This is a genomic window from Acidovorax sp. Root219 (assembly GCF_001428665.1).
Lineage (GTDB): Bacteria > Pseudomonadota > Gammaproteobacteria > Burkholderiales > Burkholderiaceae_C > Acidovorax.
The window spans coordinates 24,245-42,972 of the sequence record NZ_LMIJ01000001.1; the positions used below are offsets into that span (position 1 = coordinate 24,245).

Consider the following 18,728-nt stretch of genomic DNA (forward strand, 5'->3'; position numbering starts at 1 on the left):
GGCGAGGGCTCAGCCCCGCACCACGCCCGCCAGTTTTTCCACCAGCGGCTCCATGGCCTCCACCGGCACCTGCGCATAGCCCAGCAGAAAGCCGCGCCAGGGCTGGGCGCGCAGGCCCACAGCGTGCAGGCTGAGCGCTGGCGCCATGATGCCGTGCTGCGCCATGAGGCGCGTGCTCAGCGCCACGTCGTCGGCCGCGCCGTCGTGCAGGCGCAGCGCCAGGTGCATGCCGGCCGAGCCGCCGTGTACGGTGGCCACGTCGCCCAGTTGCTCGCCGAGCGCGGCCACCAGCGCATCACGGCGCTGGCGGTACAGGCGGCGCATGCGCCGCAGGTGCAGGCTGAACTGGCCGCTGGTGATGAACTCGGCCAGCGCCAGTTGCTCGGCCGTGCGCCCGCGCGGTGCGGCCCGGTCCAGCATTTCCGACAGGGCCGGCGCCAGCGCCGTGGGCACCACCATGAAGCCCATGCGCAGCGCGGGGAACAGCGTCTTGCTGAAGGTGCCCAGGTAGACCACGGGCGCATCCACCGCCAGGCCCTGCATGCACGACAGCGGCGGGCCGTCATGGCGGAACTCGCTGTCGTAGTCGTCCTCGATGATGAGGGCACCGGCCTTGCGCGCCCCGTCGATCAGCGCAAGCCGCCGCGCCAGGCTGAGCACACTGCCCACCGGGTACTGGTGCGAGGGCGTGGCGTAGATCAGCCGGGGCCGCTGGCGCAGCCAGTCGCCCGCCGTGGGGGCCATGCCCTCGGCATCCACCACAATGCCGATGGTCTTGAGCTGCGCTGCGCGAAACGCCGCCACCGCGCCCTGGTAGCCGGGGTTCTCTACCCACACCTTGTCGCCGGCATCGGCGAACGCGCGGGCGCACAGGTCCAGGCTGCTTTGCGTGCCGTCGGTGATGAACACCTGAGCGGCATCGACCAGCGCGCCGCGCGCCACGCGCAGGTGGCCTGCGATGGCCTCGCGCAGCGCGGGCTCGCCCGCCGGGTCGGCGTAGTTGAGCTGCGCGGGCCTGATCGAGGCCCAGGCCCGGTCGAGCATGCGCCGCCAGCGCAGGAGCGGAAAATCCCGGAGCGAGGGCACGCCAGGGGCAAACGCTACCGAAGCCTCCGAGCCCGGCAGCAGCGGCATGTTCTGCGCGCGCCGCGACAGGCTGGCACGCTGCACGCCGGGCACAGTGCGCAGGGCCGCTGGGGGTGCCAGCAGCCCTGCCAGCGGCGCCACCACGCTGCCGCGCCGGCTGGCGAGCAAAAAGCCCTCGGTGGCCAACTGCTCATAGGCATAGAGCACGCTGTTGCGCGCCAGCCCCAGATCGGCCGCCAGCGTGCGGCTGGCGGGCAGGCGCGTGCCGCTGGGCAGCAGGCCGCTGCGTATGCCGTGGCGCAGGCACTCGTGCAACTGGCGCTGCTGCGACCAGGCAGCATGCGGCGGCCTGGCCTGGAAGTCGGAGAACAGGAGCTGGTAGTCCATGGAGTGGCAGATTTCTGTGGCCCTAAAAAATAGCACGGGCTTGGGTCTTATTCTGGCACCACAGCAAGGCTACAGTGCGCTCCTTTCTTCACTCCCCCTTTCGGAAAAATCACCCGTGAACGACAACGCCCCTGCCGCCCTGCCCCCCACCGACCGCACCCGCGTGCGCCGCGTGGCCGAGAACGCCGCCTACGACCGCGCCACGCTGCACGCCATCATCGACGCCGCCTACCTGTGCCACGTGGCGTTTGCCGACGACAAGGGCACGCACTGCATCCCCACGGCCTGCTGGCGCGAGGGCGAGCACCTGTACATCCATGGCTCCAACGGCGGGCGCCTGATCAAGTGGCTGGGCAAGGGAATTCAGGCCTGCGTGACCATCACCCACCTCGACGGCCTGGTGCTGGCGCGCTCGGCCTTCAACCATTCGATGAACTACCGCTCGGCCATGGTGTATGGCCGCTTCGAGGCCGTGGCCGACAAGCATGCATCGCTGGCGGCCCTGATGGACCACCTGGCCGTGGGCCGCCAGGCCGAGGTGCGCGCCGGCAACGACAAGGAGTTTGCGGCCACCACCGTGATGCGCATCGCGCTCGATGAAGCCGCCTGCAAGGTGCGCAGCGGCCCGCCCGTGGACGATGAGGAAGACATGCAGCACCCGGTGTGGGTGGGTGTGCTGCCGCTGGTGCAGGTGCGCGGCACGCCCGTGGCAGACCGACTGAACACGGCTGCTACGCCAGGCTATGTGGCAGCCTGGGCTGCGGAAACTTAGGCCTTGTAGATCAGCGCAGCCGCCCGCGCCTCCATCGCCAGCCCCTGCCCCACGGGCCCCAGGCGCTCGGCCGTCTTGGCCTTCACGTTGACCTGATCGGGCTCCACCCCAAGGGCTTTGGCAATGCACTCGCACATGCCGGGGATGTGGGCCGCCAGGCGTGGGGCCTGGGCCACCACGGTGCTGTCCACGTTGCCGATGGTGTAGCCCGCAGCCCGCACGCGGCGCGCGGCTTCGGCCAGCAGCACGGCCGAGTCGGCACCGCGGAACTGGGCATCGGTGTCCGGGAAATGCCGGCCGATGTCGCCCAGGCCAGCCGCGCCCAGAATGGCGTCGGTGATGGCGTGCAGCAGCACGTCGGCATCGGAATGCCCGAGCAGTCCCATGGTGTGGGGAATCGTGACACCGCCGATCACCAAGGCACGGCCCGGCACCAGTGCGTGCGTGTCCCAACCTTCCCCAATTCTGAAATTCATGCGTTCCTTTCCACGCGCCCACACGGGACGCGAAGTCATACATCCGCTTGCGCGGTCTTAGAGCGGATAACAAAACTCAGCGAAGCGGTTCTGGCTAGGCGCTGCGTCGCAGGCAGTACGGGTAGTACGACAAGACGCAGCAACGACGCCAGAAGATTTTTGTTAGCCGCTCTTAAAAAATCGTCTTGCGTCCGGTCTCTGTGGCGCCTTGGCCTCGCTCGCCTCCAAAGCGCGCCAGCGTGGTGCCGTAGCCGCGCTGGGCCAGCACGGCCTCGGCGAGGGCGAAGTCGTCGGGGTAGGTCACCTTGAAGTTCTGTGCGCCGCCGGGCACCAGGCGCGGGTGCAGGCCCATGGCCTCCATGGCGCTGGCCTCGTCGGTCACGTTGGTGCCCACCCGGGCCAGCGCGTCCAGCAGCGGGCCGATGCGGAACATCTGCGGCGTCTGCGCCAGCCATTTGTTGCTGCGGTCCACGGTGGAGGCCACGCGCACGCCGCCGGGTCCGTCGATGGAGGTCTTGAGCGTGTCGGCCAGCTGGTGGGCCAGCAGGCCGCCCACGCTGTCCTGCGCGCACACGTCGATGAGGCGGTCGATCTGCTCGGCGGTGACCAGGCAGCGCGCCGCATCGTGCACCAGCACCCAGTCATCGCGCTGGGCGCCGCGCTCCTGCAGGGCCTTGATCCCGCCCTGCACCGTGGCCGCGCGTGTGGGGCCGCCGCATTCCACCACGAAGTACGAAGGGTGGTCGTGCGCGTCCAGGTAGCGGTCGCCCGGCGCCACGGCCACCAGCGTGCCCGCCAGGCGCCCCACCCCCGCGAACGCGGCCAGGGTGTGCATGACCATGGGGTGGCCCGCCACCAGGTGGTACTGCTTGGGCAACTGTGGCGGCGCGGGTGCCAGGGGCTCGCCTGCAGCCCCGGCCAGCGCGCCGAACGCCGAGATGGTGGAGCCCGCCGGTGCGACCGGGGGCGCCGCCACCGCGCGCGAACCCGTGCCCGCGCACGGCACCAGCGCCCAGAAGCGCCCCTGCACAGACGTGGGGGCGTGCGAGGCGGTGAGCGAGGGTTGCAGCAGCGGGTCGATGGTCATGAGAGGGCCATTTTAGGAGGCCGCACCCACCCCCGGTCTACAACGTCGACGAAATCCAACCTCTACCGTCACCCGCATTCGTCAAAACTGGCGTGGTTCAAGCCAGTGCCCCCGCGCAAGGGCCGCCCCGCCGCGCTGGGGGCGTCCCCCTCCCGACTCGCGCAGCGAGACGAGAGAGGGGTGAAGGCGCGCAGCGACTCAGGGGGTGCTTTATCTACGGCCTTTCGTGCAAGAACCAGGTGCCATGCCCCACCAGCCCCAGCGCATGGTGGCGCAAGGCGATGCCGGGCAGGGCCAGGGTGCAGGGCGCGGCCAGGTCGTGCTCGCGCGCCAGCGCCAGGGCGCTGTCGAAATCCTGCGGCGGCTGTCGCACCCTGAATTCGAGCATGGTGCCGTAGTGGGCCCACAGCTCGGCACCGTAGCGCTCGCGCCAGCGGCGCAGCAGTGCGATGAAGCCATCGGCACGGCCACGCTCCATGCCATACCAGTGCAGGTAGGCCAGCGCTTCTTCGCTGTGGGGCGTGGGCAGCAGCACCAGCCAGGCGTTGTCGGGATCGAAGCGCTCCTGGCGGCCGCGCTCGGGGTCAGCAGCACCCTGGGCCTCTTCGAGGGCAGCCAGCCAGCGCTCAAAGCGCAGCCGGTCCCCGGCGCATGCGGCCCAGGCGGCGTCGAAGCCGGCGCAGGCCTCCCCGGCCACGCCGGCCGCAGCGAGTTCGCCGCGCCAGACGTCCAGTTGGTCCTCTTCGTCCAGGGGGTAGAAGCTTTCTGCCAGCTCGGCCAGCACCTCGTCGGCGCCGATGCCGCGCGCAGTGGCGATGAAGGACCGTGGCGACACATCGTCGCGCGCGGCGCCCTGCTCGTAGGGGAAGCGCATGAACAGGTCATCCGCCAACGCCTCGGGCCCAGGTGCCTCGGCGGCGCCGGACCACAGGGTGGTCACCACGGGCCAGCGTCCACTGCCCTGCTCCACCAGCGCCCGCGCCACCTGCCACAGGGCCTCGCGTTCTGGCACCGGCACCTGGGCCGCCCAGGCGACTTCGCCACTGGCCGCGCCCGCATGGCCGGCCACCGGCAGCGCCAGCCAGTCCAGCGCCGCCAAGGGCGTGCCCTGCAGCCGGGCGAGCCAGGCTTCGCGCGACTCCGTGGGCGTAGCTGGCGGCACCGCCGCTGGCTGCTCAGGCGCAGGCGCAGATGCCGCCCGCGTGGCCAGAGCCGCCCGCCATGTGGACACGGCCTGTGCATCCACACCCACCGCCTGCTCCAGGTGCCCCGCGCGCAGCAGGTTCGCGGCGACAGGCACCACGGCCAGGTCGAGCAGCCCTGTGGCAGCGGCCGGCGCATCGTGGGCCAGCCAGGCGGCGGCGACCTCGGTGGCATCGCCGTCGCGGCCCTGCCCCGCCAGCAGCAGCCAGCTGGCCTGCCAGATGCTGTGTACCAGGTAGCCGCCGGCAAAGCCCGTGGCGCGCAGGTAGCCGGCCATGGCACGCGCAATCGCCAGGGTGTCCGTGGCCTCGGCCGTAGGCGCGACGTCGATATGGCCGGCCGACTGCAGCTGTGCCAGCATGGCGGCCACCTCGTCTTCGGGCAGGCCCAGCGCGGTCAAGTCATCGGCCGTGGGCACATCGGCGAGCAAGGCGTTCGACGCGCCGAAATGCTGCGCAATGCGGGCCTTGAGCACCAGCTCCGCATCCATGCAGAAGGCGCCAAAGGCCAGGTGCGGCCGCGGGTCGCCGGCCGCACCCTGGCGCTGCACCAGGGTGGCAAGGAAGTCGGCCGACCAATCCTGGCCCGCAGGCGCCAGCTGCAGGCGGCCCGGCAGGGCCAGCGACTGCAGCAGTTGCCCGGCCTGCTGCCCGGCCCAGTTGGCCAGTTGGTCGCAATCCATCGCTTCCTGCTCCCCCACGGCAGGGCAGCCCTGCCCGGCCAGCAGCGCCACGGCGGGCAACAGCCGCTGCACCTGCGCCACCAGCGCGCCGTGGGCCGGCAGCCGCCATGCGCCCTCGCGCTGCAGCAGCAGGCCCAGCGCGGCCAGTGCCTCGGGCGCATGGCCGGCCACTGCTGCGAGCCGGGCATTGGCGAGCAGTTCGTCCAGGGCGCTGTCAAGCCGCTGGTCGTTCAAATGTCGGGTGGTCAGCGGGATCAAGGCGATTCCTCCTTTTGGCGCGCGAGTGTAGGGACACAGGGCTGCGGGCGTGGGCATGGCCCGACGAATGGACGGAAATGGACGACGGTCAGCGCGGGCCACGCGGCGCCTGGGCACTTGTCACAGCCTGTACGCCCCAGCAAAGATGCGTTCCACCACCTAAAATGGTCTGTTGCCCCCCATCCAGCCCGTGCGCGTCTCGCGCCCCTGGGGATGCGGTGGCCCAGACGACCCCTACCGTCCGCATGGAACTGCCCAAACTCTCCCCCGGAAAACGTTTCACCCTGCCCCGCCCCGTGGGCAGCGCCGATTCCCTGCTGCTGGCCCGCCTGGCCGAACGTGACAAGGCGGGGGGCCGCACCACCGCCATCGTCACGGCCGACGCCACCGATGCGCAGCGCCTCATCGATGAAATGGCGTTCTTTGCGCCCACGCTGCGCTGCGCGCTGTTCCCGGACTGGGAGACGCTGCCCTACGACACCTTTTCGCCGCACCAGGATTTGATCAGCGAGCGGCTGGCCACGCTGTGGCGCATCAGCCAGGGTGAGGCCGACGTGGTGCTGGTCCCAGCCACCACGGCACTGTACCGGCTGGCGCCGCCCTCCTTCCTGGCGGGGTATACCTTCCACTTCCAGGTCAAGCAAAAGCTCGACGAGGCCAAGTTCAAGGCCCAGCTCACGCTGGCCGGCTACAGCCATGTGTCGCAGGTGGTGAGCCCCGGCGAATACGCGGTGCGCGGCGGGCTGATCGACCTGTTCCCCATGGGCTCGCTGGTGCCTTACCGGGTGGACCTGTTCGACAACGAGATCGACAGCATCCGCACCTTCGATCCCGACAGCCAGCGCAGCCTGTACCCCGTGCCCGAGGTGCGCCTGCTGCCCGGCCGCGAGTTCCCGATGGACGACGATGCGCGCGCCAAGTTCCGCAGCCGCTGGCGCGAGATGATCGAGGGCGACCCGACCAAGAGCCGCATCTACAAGGACATGGGCAACGGCGTGGCCACCGCCGGCATCGAGTACTACCTGCCGCTGTTCTTCGACGACACGGCCACCGTGTTCGACTACCTGGGCAGCGAGGCCACGGTGGTGCTGCATGGCGACCTGGAGCCGGCCTTCCAGCGCTTCTGGCAAGACACGAAAGACCGCTTTCGCCTGGTGCAGGGCGACCCGGAGCGCCCGGCGCTGCCGCCCGAATCGCTGTTCCTCTCGGTAGACCAGTTCTACACCCGCGCCAACCTGCATGCGCAGCTGTCCATCCGCCCCGGGGTGGAAGACATTGCCGACAACCCGCACTTCCAGAAGCTCGGCGACCTGTCGGTGGTGCGCGGGGCCGAGGACCCACTGGCCCGCCTGCACGCCCACATCCGCAACACGCAGCACCGCGTGCTGCTGCTGGCCGAGAGCGCGGGCCGGCGCGAGAGCCTGCTCGACTTTTTGCGCGCCAGCGGGGTCAGCCCGCCGGCCTTTGACTCGCTGGCCGAGTTCCAGGGCACGCCCGACGAAAAGGTGGGCATTGCCACCGCTGGCCTCACCGTGGGCTTCAGCTGGATCGAGGACGGCATCGACTTCGTGACCGAGACGGAGCTGTTTGCCGCCGGCCCCACCACGCGCCGGCGCAAGAAGCAGGAGCAGGTGAGCGATGTCGAGGCGCTGATCAAGGACCTGGCCGAACTCAACGTGGGCGACCCTGTGGTGCACAGCGCCCACGGCATCGGCCGCTACCGCGGCCTGGTCAACATGGACGTGGGCAACAAGAACGCCGACGGCACGCCCGCCATGCAGGAGTTCTTGCACCTGGAGTACGCCGACAAGGCCGTGCTCTACGTGCCCGTGAGCCAGCTGCAGCTGATCAGCCGCTACACCGGCGTGAGCGCCGACGAGGCGCCGCTGCACAAGCTGGGCAGCGGCCAGTGGGAAAAGGCCAAGCGCAAGGCCGCCGAGCAGGTGCGCGACAGCGCGGCCGAGCTGCTCAACATCTACGCCCGCCGTGCTGCGCGCGAGGGCCATGCCTTCCGCTACAGCCCGCAGGATTACGAGACCTTTGCCAACGACTTCGGCTTTGAAGAAACTGCCGACCAGAACGCCGCCATCCACGCGGTGATCCAGGACATGATCAGCCCGCGCCCCATGGACCGCCTGGTCTGCGGCGACGTGGGCTTCGGCAAGACCGAGGTGGCCCTGCGCGCCGCCTTCGTGGCCGTCACGGGCGGCAAGCAGGTGGCCTTTCTCGCGCCCACCACGCTGCTGGCCGAGCAGCACTACCAGACGCTGATGGACCGCTTCGGCAAGTGGCCGGTGAAGGTGGCCGAGGTCTCGCGCTTTCGCTCGGGCAAGGAGATCACCGCCGCCATCAAGGGCATTGGCGATGGCACGGTGGACATCGTGGTGGGCACGCACAAGCTGCTCAGCGAATCGACCAAGTTCCACAACCTGGGCCTGCTCATCATCGACGAGGAGCACCGCTTTGGCGTGCGCCACAAGGAGCAGATGAAGGCCCTGCGCGCCGAGGTGGACGTGCTCACCCTCACGGCCACGCCCATCCCGCGCACGCTGGGCATGGCGCTCGAAGGCCTGCGCGACCTGTCGGTCATCGCCACAGCACCGCAGCGGCGCCTGGCGATCAAGACCTTCGTGCGCAACGAGGGCACGGGCGTGATCCGCGAGGCGGTGCTGCGCGAATTGAAGCGCGGCGGGCAGGTGTACTTTCTGCACAACGAGGTGGAGACCATCGAGAACCGCCGCCAGAAGCTCGAAGAAATCTTGCCCGAGGCGCGCATCGCCGTGGCCCACGGCCAGATGCCCGAGCGTGAGCTCGAGCGCGTGATGCGCGACTTCGTGGCCCAGCGCTACAACATCCTGCTGTGCTCGACCATCATCGAGACCGGCATCGACGTGCCCACGGCCAACACCATCATCATGAGCCGCGCCGACAAGTTCGGCCTGGCGCAGCTGCACCAGCTGCGCGGCCGCGTGGGCCGCAGCCACCACCAAGCGTATGCCTACCTCATGGTGCCCGACACCGAGGGCCTGACCAAGAACGCCGCCCAGCGCCTGGATGCCATTCAGCAGATGGAAGAGCTGGGCAGCGGCTTCTACCTGGCCATGCACGACCTGGAGATCCGCGGCGCCGGCGAGGTGCTGGGCGAGAACCAGAGCGGCAACATGCTGGAGGTGGGCTTTCAGCTGTACAACGAGATGCTCAACGAGGCCGTCAAGGCGCTCAAGGCCGGCAAGGAGCCGGACCTGCTCAGCCCCCTGTCGGTCACGACCGACATCAACCTGCACGCCCCCGCCCTGCTGCCCGACGACTACTGCGGCGACGTGCACCTGCGCCTGTCGTTCTATAAGAAGCTGGCCACCGCCAAGAACCCCGACCAGATCGACGGCCTGCTCGAAGAGATCGTGGACCGCTTCGGCAAGCTGCCGCCGCAGGCCCAGACCCTCATCGATGTGCACCGCCTGCGCGTGCTGAGCCAGCCCTACGGCGTGGTGAAGGTCGATGCCGCCCCGGGCGTCATCCACATCACCTTCAAGCCCCAGCCGCCCATCGACCCGATGCGCATCATCGAGCTGATCCAGAAGAACAAGCACATCAAGCTGGCGGGCAACGAGAAGCTGCGCATCGAGCGCGAGCTCAAGGACCCCAAGGACCGCGCGCAGATGGTGCGGGACATACTGCGATCGCTGGGGCAGCCGCAGCCTGTCGCTGCCTGAGAGCGACGAACACAGCTCTTCTGGCGTTGTTGCTGCGTCTTGTCGTACTGACCGTACTGCCTGCGACGCAGCGCCTAGCCAGAACCGCTTCGCTGAGCTGTGTGCGCCGCTCCTGTCGGAAGGCCCGGATACGCATGGGGCTGCGCTCGACATCTTCCCTGGCATCTGGCATGGTGCGTGCATGCACTTTCAGTGACATGACCACCGCCCCCGCACTGCAACCCACCCTGTCGCCCAAGCTCCCCCAGCTGGCGGCCCAGGGCTTTGCGCTGCGCCACAGCCGCCAGGCGCACTACGAGTTCGACTGGCATGTGCACGATTGCGCCATGCTGCTATGGCCGCGCAAGGGGGCGCTGCAAAGCGCTTGGCAGAGTGAAGGCGCCCCTGGCCATGCCGGTTTCGCGCAGATGCGCCTGGCACGCAGCCAGGCCATCCTGCTGCCCGTGGCCACCGCCCACCGCACCCAGTCCGCCACGCAGCAGCAGGAGCATGGCGAGCTGTACCTGGCGCCCGAGATCGCGCGCGCCTGCGGCACCGGGCGGGGCGCCATCCGGCTCGACGCGGCGGCGCTGTCCATGCTCGATGCGCTGCTGGCCCCGGCGCTCGATGCGCGCGCGGCCGAGCCCCTGGTGCTGGCCGTGGTGCGCCAGATCGCCCGGGCGCGCCCGCTCGACGTGGCCCGGCCGCGCTCGCCTGCAAGGCAGATGCTGGCGCGCTTTGCCCAGGCGCTGGATTGGGACGAGCCCCTGCCCGGCATCGACGCCATCGCCTGCGAGCTGGGCACCTCCACCCGCCAGTTGCAGCGCGCTTGCCAGGACGAATTCGGCCAGAGCCCCGTGGCCCTGCGCCGGCAGATGCTGGCCGCGCATGCGCGCCGCCTGCTGGCCACCGGCCTGCCGCTGGCGCAGGTGAGCGGGCAACTGGGGTTTGCGACCAGCGGGCACTTGACGCGGCTGCTGAAGTCGGTGGCACACTGACCCTGCTGCGGCACCACCTGTCGCAATTGGGATCACGGCCTGTCGCATCCTGGTTTTCCAGATCGGGGCGCTGTTCCTAGCATGGGACCTCCTTCGTGATGGAGTTCCCCATGCCCGCCTTGCCCCCCGTTTCCCATCCCCGCAGACGCGCCCTGCTGGCCCTGGCCCTTGCCGGCATCTGCGCACCCTTGCTCGCGCAGACGACTGCATGGCCCACCAAGCCCATCACCCTGGTCGTGCCCTTCCCGGCCGGCGGCGGCACCGACCTGGTGGTGCGCGCGCTGCAGCCCCGGCTGCAAAAGGAGCTGGGCCAGCCCCTGGTCATCGACAACCGCGCAGGCGCCGGCGGCACCCTGGGCTCCGCGCTGGTGGCCCGCGCCACGCCCGACGGCTACACCGCGGGCGTGGCCACCACCAGCACCCACGCGGTCAGCGTGAGCGTGTACCCCAAGCTGCCGTTCGACCCGGCCAAGGATTTCGCGTATGCCGGCTTCATCGGTACATCGCCCTACGTGCTGGCCACCACGGGCGCCCTGGGCAAGCCCGACACCAAGGCCCTGCTGGCCGCGCTCAAGGCCAAACCCGAGGGCTTCAGCTTCGCGTCGGTGGGCGCAGGCACGGTGTCGCACCTGCTGGGCGAGCAGTTCAAGGGCGTCGCCAAGGTGCCGCTGGTGCACATCCCCTATCGCGGCGCGGCACCGGCCTACACCGACCTGATCTCGGGCCAGGTGCAGCTGATGTTCGACAACCCGGCCGGGCTGGTGCCCTACATCCGCGCGGGCCGCATCCACGCCGTGGCCACCACGGCGCCCAATGCGCTGCTGGCTGGCGTGCCCACCTTCCAGCAGCAGGGCATGGCCGGGTTCGACCAGTCGCTGTGGTACGGCATCGTCTTCCCCGCGCAGACACCCAAGGCCGTGGTGGAGCGCTTCAACCAGGCACTCAACAGCGTGTTGTCCGACCGCGCCGTGGCCGCCGAGCTGGCCGCGCTGGGCGTGAACGCCGCCCCCGGCACGCCCGATGCACTGCAGGCCGCAGTGGTGCGCGACACGGCCTACTGGGGCCGCATCGCCAAGGCAGTAGGAGCCCGCGTTGATTGAGCAAGACCGCCCCTTTCCCGCCTCGCTGCCTGCCGCCGGCCAGGTCGTTCTGATCCGCGTATTCGTCAACGGCCCGGCCGGCGGCAACCCCGTGCCGCTGGTGGCCGATGCGCGCGGCATGGATGCCGAGCAGATGCAGGACGTGGCGCGCACCCACGGGCACGAGTCGGCCTTCGTGCTGCCGGCCGATGTACCCGGTGCCGATTGGCGCCTGCGATTTTTCGTGCCGCACCACGAGATGGAGATGTGCGGCCACGCCACCGTGGGCAGCCTGTGGGCGCTGCGCCGCTGGGGCGTGTGGACCACGCCCACGGCCTGCGTGCAGACCCTGAGCGGCCTGGTGGACGTGGAGTGGGACGCGGCACGCCAGCGCGTGTGGATATCGCAGCCCGCCGTGCGCCAGGAGCTGCTGGAGCCCGATGCGGCTGCGCTCGTGGCGCGCACCCTGCGCCTGCCTGCCCCCCTCCCCACCACCAACGCCGCCACCAGCCGCGTGAAGACCCTGGTGCCCCTGCCCGATGCGGCCACGCTGAACGGCCTCGTGCCGGACTTCGCTGCCATGGAATCCACCTGCGACGCTATCGCCTCCACCGGCCTGTACCCCTATGCACTGGCCACCGGCGAGCAGGTGGCGGCAGAACCCACCGTGTTCGCCCGCCAGTTCCCGCGCAAATCCGGCTACCCGGAAGATGCAGCCACCGGCATTGCGGCGGCAGCGCTCTGGGGGCACCTGGCAGCCACCGGCACCATTGCCGTGGGCAGCGCGGCATCGCCCGTGGTGTGCACCGTGCGCCAGGGCGACGCCATGGGCAGCCCCTCGGCCATCGCGGTGCGGCCGCGGTTTGATGCGCAGGGTGCGGTCGCCGGCTGCTGGCTCAGCGGCGAGGTGATGGAGGGCGCGGCATGAACGACGACACCATGCACACCACGCCCGAAGAACGCCTGGCCGCCGCCGGCCTGGTGCTGCCACCCGCCCCCCAGCCGCGCGGCAGCTACGCGCCCTGCCATGTGCACGAGGTGGCGGGCCAGTGCTGGGTGGCGGTGAGCGGCCAGACCAGCCGCATCGCCGGCCAGGCCCTGGCCGGCATTTGCGAATCGGATGCCGACCTGCAGCCCGCGCGCCATGCAGCCACCGTGGCGATGCTCAACGCCCTGGCCGCATTGCGCACCGCCTGCGGCGGCGAGCTGGCCCGCGTGCAGCACGTGGTGCGCCTGCGCGGCTTCGTGCGCTCGGCACCCGGCTTTGGCGCACACCCTCGGGTGCTCGACGCCGCATCGGACGTGTTGGCCATCGCCTTCCCGCAGCACGCGCTGCCCGCACGCAGCGCCATCGGCGTGGCCAGCCTGCCCGATGGGGTGTGGGTGGAGCTGGAAATCGATGCGGTGATCGATCCCACCTGAACACGCCTGGGCACGGGAAGGCAACCCCCTCTGACCACCGGTACTCCAGTCACAGGTCGTCTTCCTTTGCTCGCATCTTAAATTTTGGGAAAATGTAATTTTCTCGCATAGAAGGAATTTTTAAACTACACTCCGTGCATACCAACCACCCATCACGCACAGGAGATAGACACCATGAGCCGCGAACAAGTCCTCAACGACTACCAGGAGTACGAAGCCCAGGGCCGCATCTGGGGCCAGGTGCCGCCCGAGCGCATCAGCAAGATCAAGTTCCCGCGCGCCGATGCGGCCACGGTGCAGCGCTACCTGGCGCTGCCGGACATGACGACCACGGTGTCCGACCTGCTGGACAGCTACGGCATCCGCGGCGTGGTGGCGGGCTCGTTCATCAAGCCGCTGATCGAAGGCAAGCGCATCGTGGGCACAGCGGTTACGCTGCGCTCCATGCCCGAGCGCAAGACGCCCACGCAGGGCACCATCGACAAGGACCCGATCAAGATGTCCACGCGCGAGATCTACTACCTCTCGGAGCCGGGCGACATCCTGGTGGCCGACTTCGGCGGCAACCTCGATGTGTCCAACATGGGTGGACAGTCGGCGCTGGTGGGCAAGACCTGCGGCTTTGCGGGCGCCATCGTCAACGGTGCGGTGCGCGACGTGCCAGCCATCCGCGAGATCGGCTTTCCCGTGTGGTCGGCCGGCGTCACGCCGATCACGGGTAAATTCCGCATGGAAGCGACCGAGATCAACGGCCCCGTGCGCCTGCACGACATCGTGGTCTACCCGGGCGACCTGATCGTGGCGGACGATTCGGGCATCTGCGTGGTGCCGGCCGAGCGCATCACCAGCCTGATCGACGAAGCCGAGAGCATCGGCGGCGCCGAGGACCGCATGCGCGAGCTGATCGTGAGCAAGGCCCCGATCTCCGAGCTGCGCCCGCTGTTCCGCAAGCGCTACGACTGACGGCACCCCACCAGAAGGCCGAGCCATGAACAACAAGAGACGAGACATGATTTCCCGCCGGGCATCGCTGGCGGCGCTGACTGCAGTGGCGGCCGTGGCCGCGGCTGGGGCGCTGGCGCCCATCGCCGCCACGGCGCAGCCGGCCTACCCCACCACCGCCGTGCGCCTGGTCGTGCCCTTCGCCGCCGCAGGCGGCACCGATTCGGTGGCCCGCGTGGTGGTGCAGGTGATGGGCACGCGCCTGGGCCAGCCTGTGGTGGTGGACAACCGCCCCGGTGCGGGCGGCAGCATCGGCACGCTGGCGGTGACCCAGGCCACACCCGACGGCCACACCCTGCTCCTGGGCAGCAACGGCACCATGGTGCTCAACCCCCTGCTGTACCCCCAGCTCAAGTACCAGGTGGACCGGGACCTGTTGCCCGTGGCCGGCATCGCGGCCGTGCCCTTCCTGGTGGCGGCCAACCCGCAGTTCGGCGCCACCGACCTCAAGGGCCTGCTGGCGGCGGCGAAACAGAAGGATGTGACCTTCGCCTCGCCCGGCAACGGCACCACCAACCACCTGGCGGGTGTGCTGCTGGGCAGCATGGCCGGCGTGAACCTGACCCACGTACCCTACCGCGGCACCTCGCCCGCAACCAACGACGTGGTGGGCGGCGTGGTCAACTTCCTGTCGGGCGACTTCGGCACGCTGCTGCCCATGGTCAACGCGGGCAAGCTGCGCGCGCTGGCCGTCACGGGCACGCAGCGTGTCTCCATCCTGCCCAACGTGCCCACCGTGGCCGAGACACTGCCGGGCTTCGACGCCACGGGCTGGTTCGGCGTGTTCGCCCCTAAGGGCACGCCGCAGGCGGTGGTGGACAAGCTCTCGGCCGAGTTCCTGCAGACCCTGAAGGACCCGCGCGTGGCGCAGCGCCTGCAGGAGTTGGGCGGCATGCCCATGCCGCTCAACGCCACGCAGCTCAAGGCCCTGATCGGCACCGAGACCGCCAAGTGGCAAAAGGTGATCAAGGACAACAAGGTCACGGCCGACGCGCTGCAGTGACGGCCGGCCCATCCTCCTGAGCCCCGGCACCGGCCGACCATGCGTCGGCCGGTGCCGCTGTGTTTTTTTGCTGCAAAATCGACGGGACACACCTATGCCGACGCCACCCTCGATCCAGCCGCGCACCGCTGCGGCACGCACCACCCCCGCCAAGCACGCCACCAAGGCCGCGCAGGCCACCCCCACCGAGCTGCCGCCAGCGGCCATGGGGGCCGCCCCGGAGGGCGAGGCCGGCGGCGCCAGCACCAGCGCGCTGGCACGCCTACTGCAGATCCTGGACCTGTTCTCGCTCACACGCACCACCATCCGCGTGGAAGAGGTGGTGCAGGCCTTCGACATCGTGCAGTCCACCGCCTACCGCTACCTGCGCGAGCTGTGCGATGCGGGGCTGCTGGCCCAGCAGGGCAAGGGCGTGTATTCGCTGGGCCGGCGCATCGTGGAGCTGGAGCGGCTGCTGCAGCTGTCCGACCCGTTGCTGCTGGCCGGCAAGGGCGTGATGGACAGCCTGGTCGAGGAATCGCCCAACCGCTCCTTCCTGCTATGCGCCTACTACCGCGACGGCGCCCTGTGCGTCTACAAGGTGGGGCCCGATGAGATACGCCACGCCGGCACGGCCATGAAGATCCAGCGCGGGCGCGGCACACGGCTGCCGCTGTTCGTGGGCGCGGGCTCGCACGTGATCCTGGCGCACCTGCCGCCGCACCAGCTCAAGTCACTGTATCTGCTGCAGGCTCGCGAGATCGCCGAGGCAGGCCTGGGCCAGTCGTGGATGGAGTTTCGCGACCAGCTCTCGCAGATCCGCAAGCGCGGCTTTGCAGAAACCTTCGGCAAGGTGAACCCCGGCATGCACAGCATCGCCGTGCCCGTGCTGCGCGACGATGGCAAGGTCATCGGCAGCGTACTCGCCCTGGGCTCGGCCGCACCTGCCAAGGCCGAGGAGGCGCGCCAGCTGGTGCCCCTGCTGCAGACCAAGGCCGAGGCCATCCAGCAGGCCCTGCCCGCCATCGACACCAACGGCAAGGACTGAGGCCGCGGCGCTTGCCGCCCCTCCCATCGCGCGGCAGCCCGCGCGCATTCATGCATTGACGCCCCCCGGGCCGACCCCTTTGCGCCCTGCGCCGGGGCGGCCTGCGCGCGCCGCTTTCCCTCCGAGGCCGCGGCCACCACGCCATGGCCGATCCGTATCCCGCGCCCCTTCCCCACCTCCATCGCGCCTGCCACCGCACGGCCTGGCGCGCCCCTCTTCGGGTATATACCTAGATCAAATAAATAATTAATTCTCGTATTTGGAGAAAACATGTTTTATTCTTTAGAGAGAATAATTTTGTTCTTTGTAGCGTGCGCTAGCGCCCCGGTCGGGGCCTGCGCGCTCCCCACCCAAGGCCATTCCCATGAAACGAGACACCCTCCTCCTGCTTGCCTGCGCAAGCCTTTGCGGCGCCGCGTCCGCGCAATCCTCGGTCACCATCTTCGGCATCGCGGACGTGATGCTCACGCGCGGCAACGGCTCGCTGGCGGGCAAGACGGCGCTGGCCTCGGGCGGGCTGCAGAGCTCGCGCGTGGGCTTTCGCGGGGTGGAGGATCTGGGCGGCGGCCTCAAGGCCAGCTTCCACCTGGAGGCGCAGTTCTTCCTCGACACGGGCGAGGGCCAGGCCACCAACACCAACAACCAGACCAGCGGCACCACCACTGCGCCAGCCGGCTCGCAGGGCCTGACCTTCGCGCGCCGCTCCACCGTGAGCCTGGAAGGGCCCTGGGGCGAGCTGCGCGCGGGGCGTGATTTTTCATCGCAGTACCGCAACCGGCTGGAGTTGGACCCGTACGCCAGCGCCGGTGTGGGCACCATCCAGCCCTTCATCGGCTCTCTCGGTGGGCCGGTGTCCACCCGGGCCTCGAACATGCTGGGCTACTACCTGCCGCGCGACCTGGGCGGCCTGTACGGCCAGTTCCAGGCCTACCTGGGCGAGAACGCCAGCAACCAGCCGGCCGACGACGGCACCGGCGTGAACATGCGCCTGGGCTACCAGTGGGGGCCACTCAACGTGTCGGCATCGGCCGCGCGCACCGAGTACGTGCAGGCCGCAGCCACCGGCGACATCCTCACCCAGAACCTGGGCGTCCACTACCAGCTCGGCCCCATGAAGCTGCTGACCGGCGTGTTCCGCGACGTGGTGTACCGCACCAACCAGCCCCTGCGCGGCAAGGGCTGGACGGCCGGCGGCATCTGGGCCGTGGGCGTGGGCGAGGTGAAGTTCGCGCTTTCGGAGTACGGCACCGACGCTCCGGGCCATCCCGAGGCACGCAAGCTCTCGCTGGGCTACGTGCATAACCTGTCCAAGCGCACAGCGCTGTACACCACCTGGGCGCGCGTCTCCAACTCGGGCGGTGCCAGCTTCTCGCTCAACGGCGCAGCCACCGGGCCGAATCGAAGCTCCACGGGGATGGACGTGGGCATCCGGCACCTGTTCTGAGCCACCGGCCGAGGCCCCTCCTCTGGTACAGGACTTGCATAACCTTTGCACTTGCGGCATACCTGCCGATGCCAGTCCATTCCAGTCCGGAGGAGTTCCCCATGCAACGCCGACACTTGATTGCCACCCTCGCCAGCGCCCTGGTTGCGCCAGCCGCCGCCCTCGCGCAAGGCGCTGCGCCCTACCCCGACCGCCCTGTCAAGGTCATCGTGGCCCTGCCCGCCGGCGGCAGTGCCGACATGATCGCCCGCGTGGTCACCCAGAAGATGGCGGCCGAGCTGGGCCAGCCTTTCGTGGTGGACAACAAGGCCGGCGCCTCCGGCCAGATTGGCACGCCGCTGGTCTCACGCGCCGCGCCAGACGGTTACACGCTGATGGTCTCGCCCGCCTCGTTCCTCACCACCAACAAGAGCATCTTCAAGACCCTGCCCTACGACCCCGAGGCCGACTTCGTGCCCATCACCAAGTTCGTGAACCAGCCCATGGTGCTGGTGGTCAAGGACAAGCAGAAATTCCCCACCGTGGCCGCCGTGCTGGCCGCCGCCAAGGCCGCGCCGGGCAAGCTGACCTACGCCTCCTCAGGCGATGGCAGCCCGCAGCACCTGGCGGGGCTGATGTTCACCACCCGCACCAAGACCGACCTGCTGCACGTGCCCTACAAGGGCGGGGCCCCGGCCATTAACGACGCCCTGGCCGGCACGGTGGACATGCTGTTTGCCGTGCTGCCCGAGGCCCTGCCGCACATCCAGTCCGGCAAGCTGCATGCCCTCGGCCTGATGGCTGCGCAGCGCACGGCCACCCTGCCGCAGACCCCCACCATGGCGGAAGCTGGCGCGCCCGAGATGAACCTCTCGGCCTGGGTCGGCCTGCTCGCCCCCGCCAAGACGCCCCAGCCCATCATCGACCGGCTGCAGCGCGCCGCGCACGCCGCGCTGGCCGATGCCGACATCAAGGCCAAGCTGGCCGCCAGCGGGATGGAAGTGGCACCCGGCACCAGCCAGCAGCTCAAGGACGCGATCACGCAGGAGATCAAGGTCCATGCGGAGCTGGTGAAGGCTGCGGGGCTGGTGCCGCAGTAGCGCCATCCCCGCCCAGGGCTGGCATTGCTGC

Annotated in this window: 15 protein-coding genes; 11 read left to right on the forward strand and 4 right to left on the reverse strand. The window is 69.6% G+C overall.

All coding sequences use genetic code 11. The features are described 5' to 3' along the window. Nucleotides 1-9 precede the first annotated feature (9 nt). Nucleotides 10-1,473 carry a PLP-dependent aminotransferase family protein gene (locus ASE28_RS00105; protein WP_057263609.1) on the reverse strand — a complete coding sequence of 488 codons (1,464 nt, stop codon included), beginning with the start codon at nucleotides 1,471-1,473 and terminating at the stop codon, nucleotides 10-12. Nucleotides 1,474-1,588: 115 nt separating this feature from the next. Between ASE28_RS00105 and ASE28_RS00110 the strand changes: the two genes are divergently transcribed. Continuing rightward, complete coding sequence (locus tag ASE28_RS00110) at nucleotides 1,589-2,245, forward strand: pyridoxamine 5'-phosphate oxidase family protein (protein WP_057263611.1); 657 nt, start codon at nucleotides 1,589-1,591, stop codon at nucleotides 2,243-2,245. Here the strand turns inward: ASE28_RS00110 and ispF are convergent. From ispF to ASE28_RS00125, 3 genes are all read right to left on the reverse strand, one after another. Further along, entirely contained in the window at nucleotides 2,242-2,721 is a 480-nt protein-coding gene (ispF, locus tag ASE28_RS00115) for a 2-C-methyl-D-erythritol 2,4-cyclodiphosphate synthase (RefSeq protein ID WP_057204753.1), read from the reverse strand. The genes ASE28_RS00110 and ispF overlap by 4 nt on opposite strands. A 172-nt stretch (nucleotides 2,722-2,893) precedes the next feature. Further along, nucleotides 2,894-3,808 carry a 2-C-methyl-D-erythritol 4-phosphate cytidylyltransferase gene (locus tag ASE28_RS00120; protein ID WP_200963886.1) on the reverse strand — a complete coding sequence of 305 codons (915 nt, stop codon included), beginning with the start codon at nucleotides 3,806-3,808 and terminating at the stop codon, nucleotides 2,894-2,896. Between the two features lie 214 nt (nucleotides 3,809-4,022). After that, on the reverse strand, nucleotides 4,023-5,951 hold the full coding sequence (locus ASE28_RS00125; RefSeq protein ID WP_157421783.1) for a DUF4253 domain-containing protein: 1,929 nt from the start codon (nucleotides 5,949-5,951) through the stop codon (nucleotides 4,023-4,025). 245 nt (nucleotides 5,952-6,196) lie between these two features. On the opposite strand from ASE28_RS00125, the gene mfd reads away from it, so the two are divergent. From mfd to ASE28_RS00175, 10 genes are all read left to right on the forward strand, one after another. Then, on the forward strand, nucleotides 6,197-9,664 hold the full coding sequence (gene mfd, locus ASE28_RS00130) for a transcription-repair coupling factor (protein ID WP_057263615.1): 3,468 nt from the start codon (nucleotides 6,197-6,199) through the stop codon (nucleotides 9,662-9,664). A gap of 197 nt (nucleotides 9,665-9,861) precedes the next feature. Next, nucleotides 9,862-10,641: a helix-turn-helix domain-containing protein gene (locus tag ASE28_RS00135; protein ID WP_057264301.1), complete on the forward strand. Its 780-nt coding sequence runs from the start codon at nucleotides 9,862-9,864 to the stop codon at nucleotides 10,639-10,641. 110 nt (nucleotides 10,642-10,751) lie between these two features. Then, nucleotides 10,752-11,741, forward strand: a complete 990-nt coding sequence (locus ASE28_RS00140; RefSeq protein WP_057263617.1) for a tripartite tricarboxylate transporter substrate binding protein — start codon at nucleotides 10,752-10,754, stop codon at nucleotides 11,739-11,741. After that, a complete protein-coding gene (locus ASE28_RS00145) occupies nucleotides 11,734-12,648 on the forward strand; it encodes a PhzF family phenazine biosynthesis protein (RefSeq protein WP_235516003.1) in 915 nt (304 codons plus the stop codon). Before ASE28_RS00140 ends, ASE28_RS00145 begins: the two co-directional genes overlap by 8 nt. Beyond that, nucleotides 12,645-13,142 carry a RidA family protein gene (locus ASE28_RS00150; RefSeq protein WP_057263619.1) on the forward strand — a complete coding sequence of 166 codons (498 nt, stop codon included), beginning with the start codon at nucleotides 12,645-12,647 and terminating at the stop codon, nucleotides 13,140-13,142. Before ASE28_RS00145 ends, ASE28_RS00150 begins: the two co-directional genes overlap by 4 nt. A 174-nt stretch (nucleotides 13,143-13,316) precedes the next feature. Beyond that, nucleotides 13,317-14,105 carry an RraA family protein gene (locus ASE28_RS00155; protein ID WP_057263621.1) on the forward strand — a complete coding sequence of 263 codons (789 nt, stop codon included), beginning with the start codon at nucleotides 13,317-13,319 and terminating at the stop codon, nucleotides 14,103-14,105. A 46-nt stretch (nucleotides 14,106-14,151) separates the two neighbouring features. After that, nucleotides 14,152-15,147 carry a tripartite tricarboxylate transporter substrate binding protein gene (locus ASE28_RS00160; protein ID WP_157421784.1) on the forward strand — a complete coding sequence of 332 codons (996 nt, stop codon included), beginning with the start codon at nucleotides 14,152-14,154 and terminating at the stop codon, nucleotides 15,145-15,147. 94 nt (nucleotides 15,148-15,241) lie between these two features. Further along, a complete protein-coding gene (locus ASE28_RS00165; protein WP_057263625.1) occupies nucleotides 15,242-16,174 on the forward strand; it encodes an IclR family transcriptional regulator in 933 nt (310 codons plus the stop codon). A gap of 364 nt (nucleotides 16,175-16,538) precedes the next feature. After that, complete coding sequence (locus ASE28_RS00170; protein WP_057263627.1) at nucleotides 16,539-17,618, forward strand: porin; 1,080 nt, start codon at nucleotides 16,539-16,541, stop codon at nucleotides 17,616-17,618. Nucleotides 17,619-17,719: 101 nt separating this feature from the next. Further along, nucleotides 17,720-18,697, forward strand: coding sequence for a tripartite tricarboxylate transporter substrate binding protein (locus ASE28_RS00175; protein WP_235516004.1), 978 nt, complete (start codon nucleotides 17,720-17,722; stop codon nucleotides 18,695-18,697). Nucleotides 18,698-18,728: the final 31 nt, after the last annotated feature.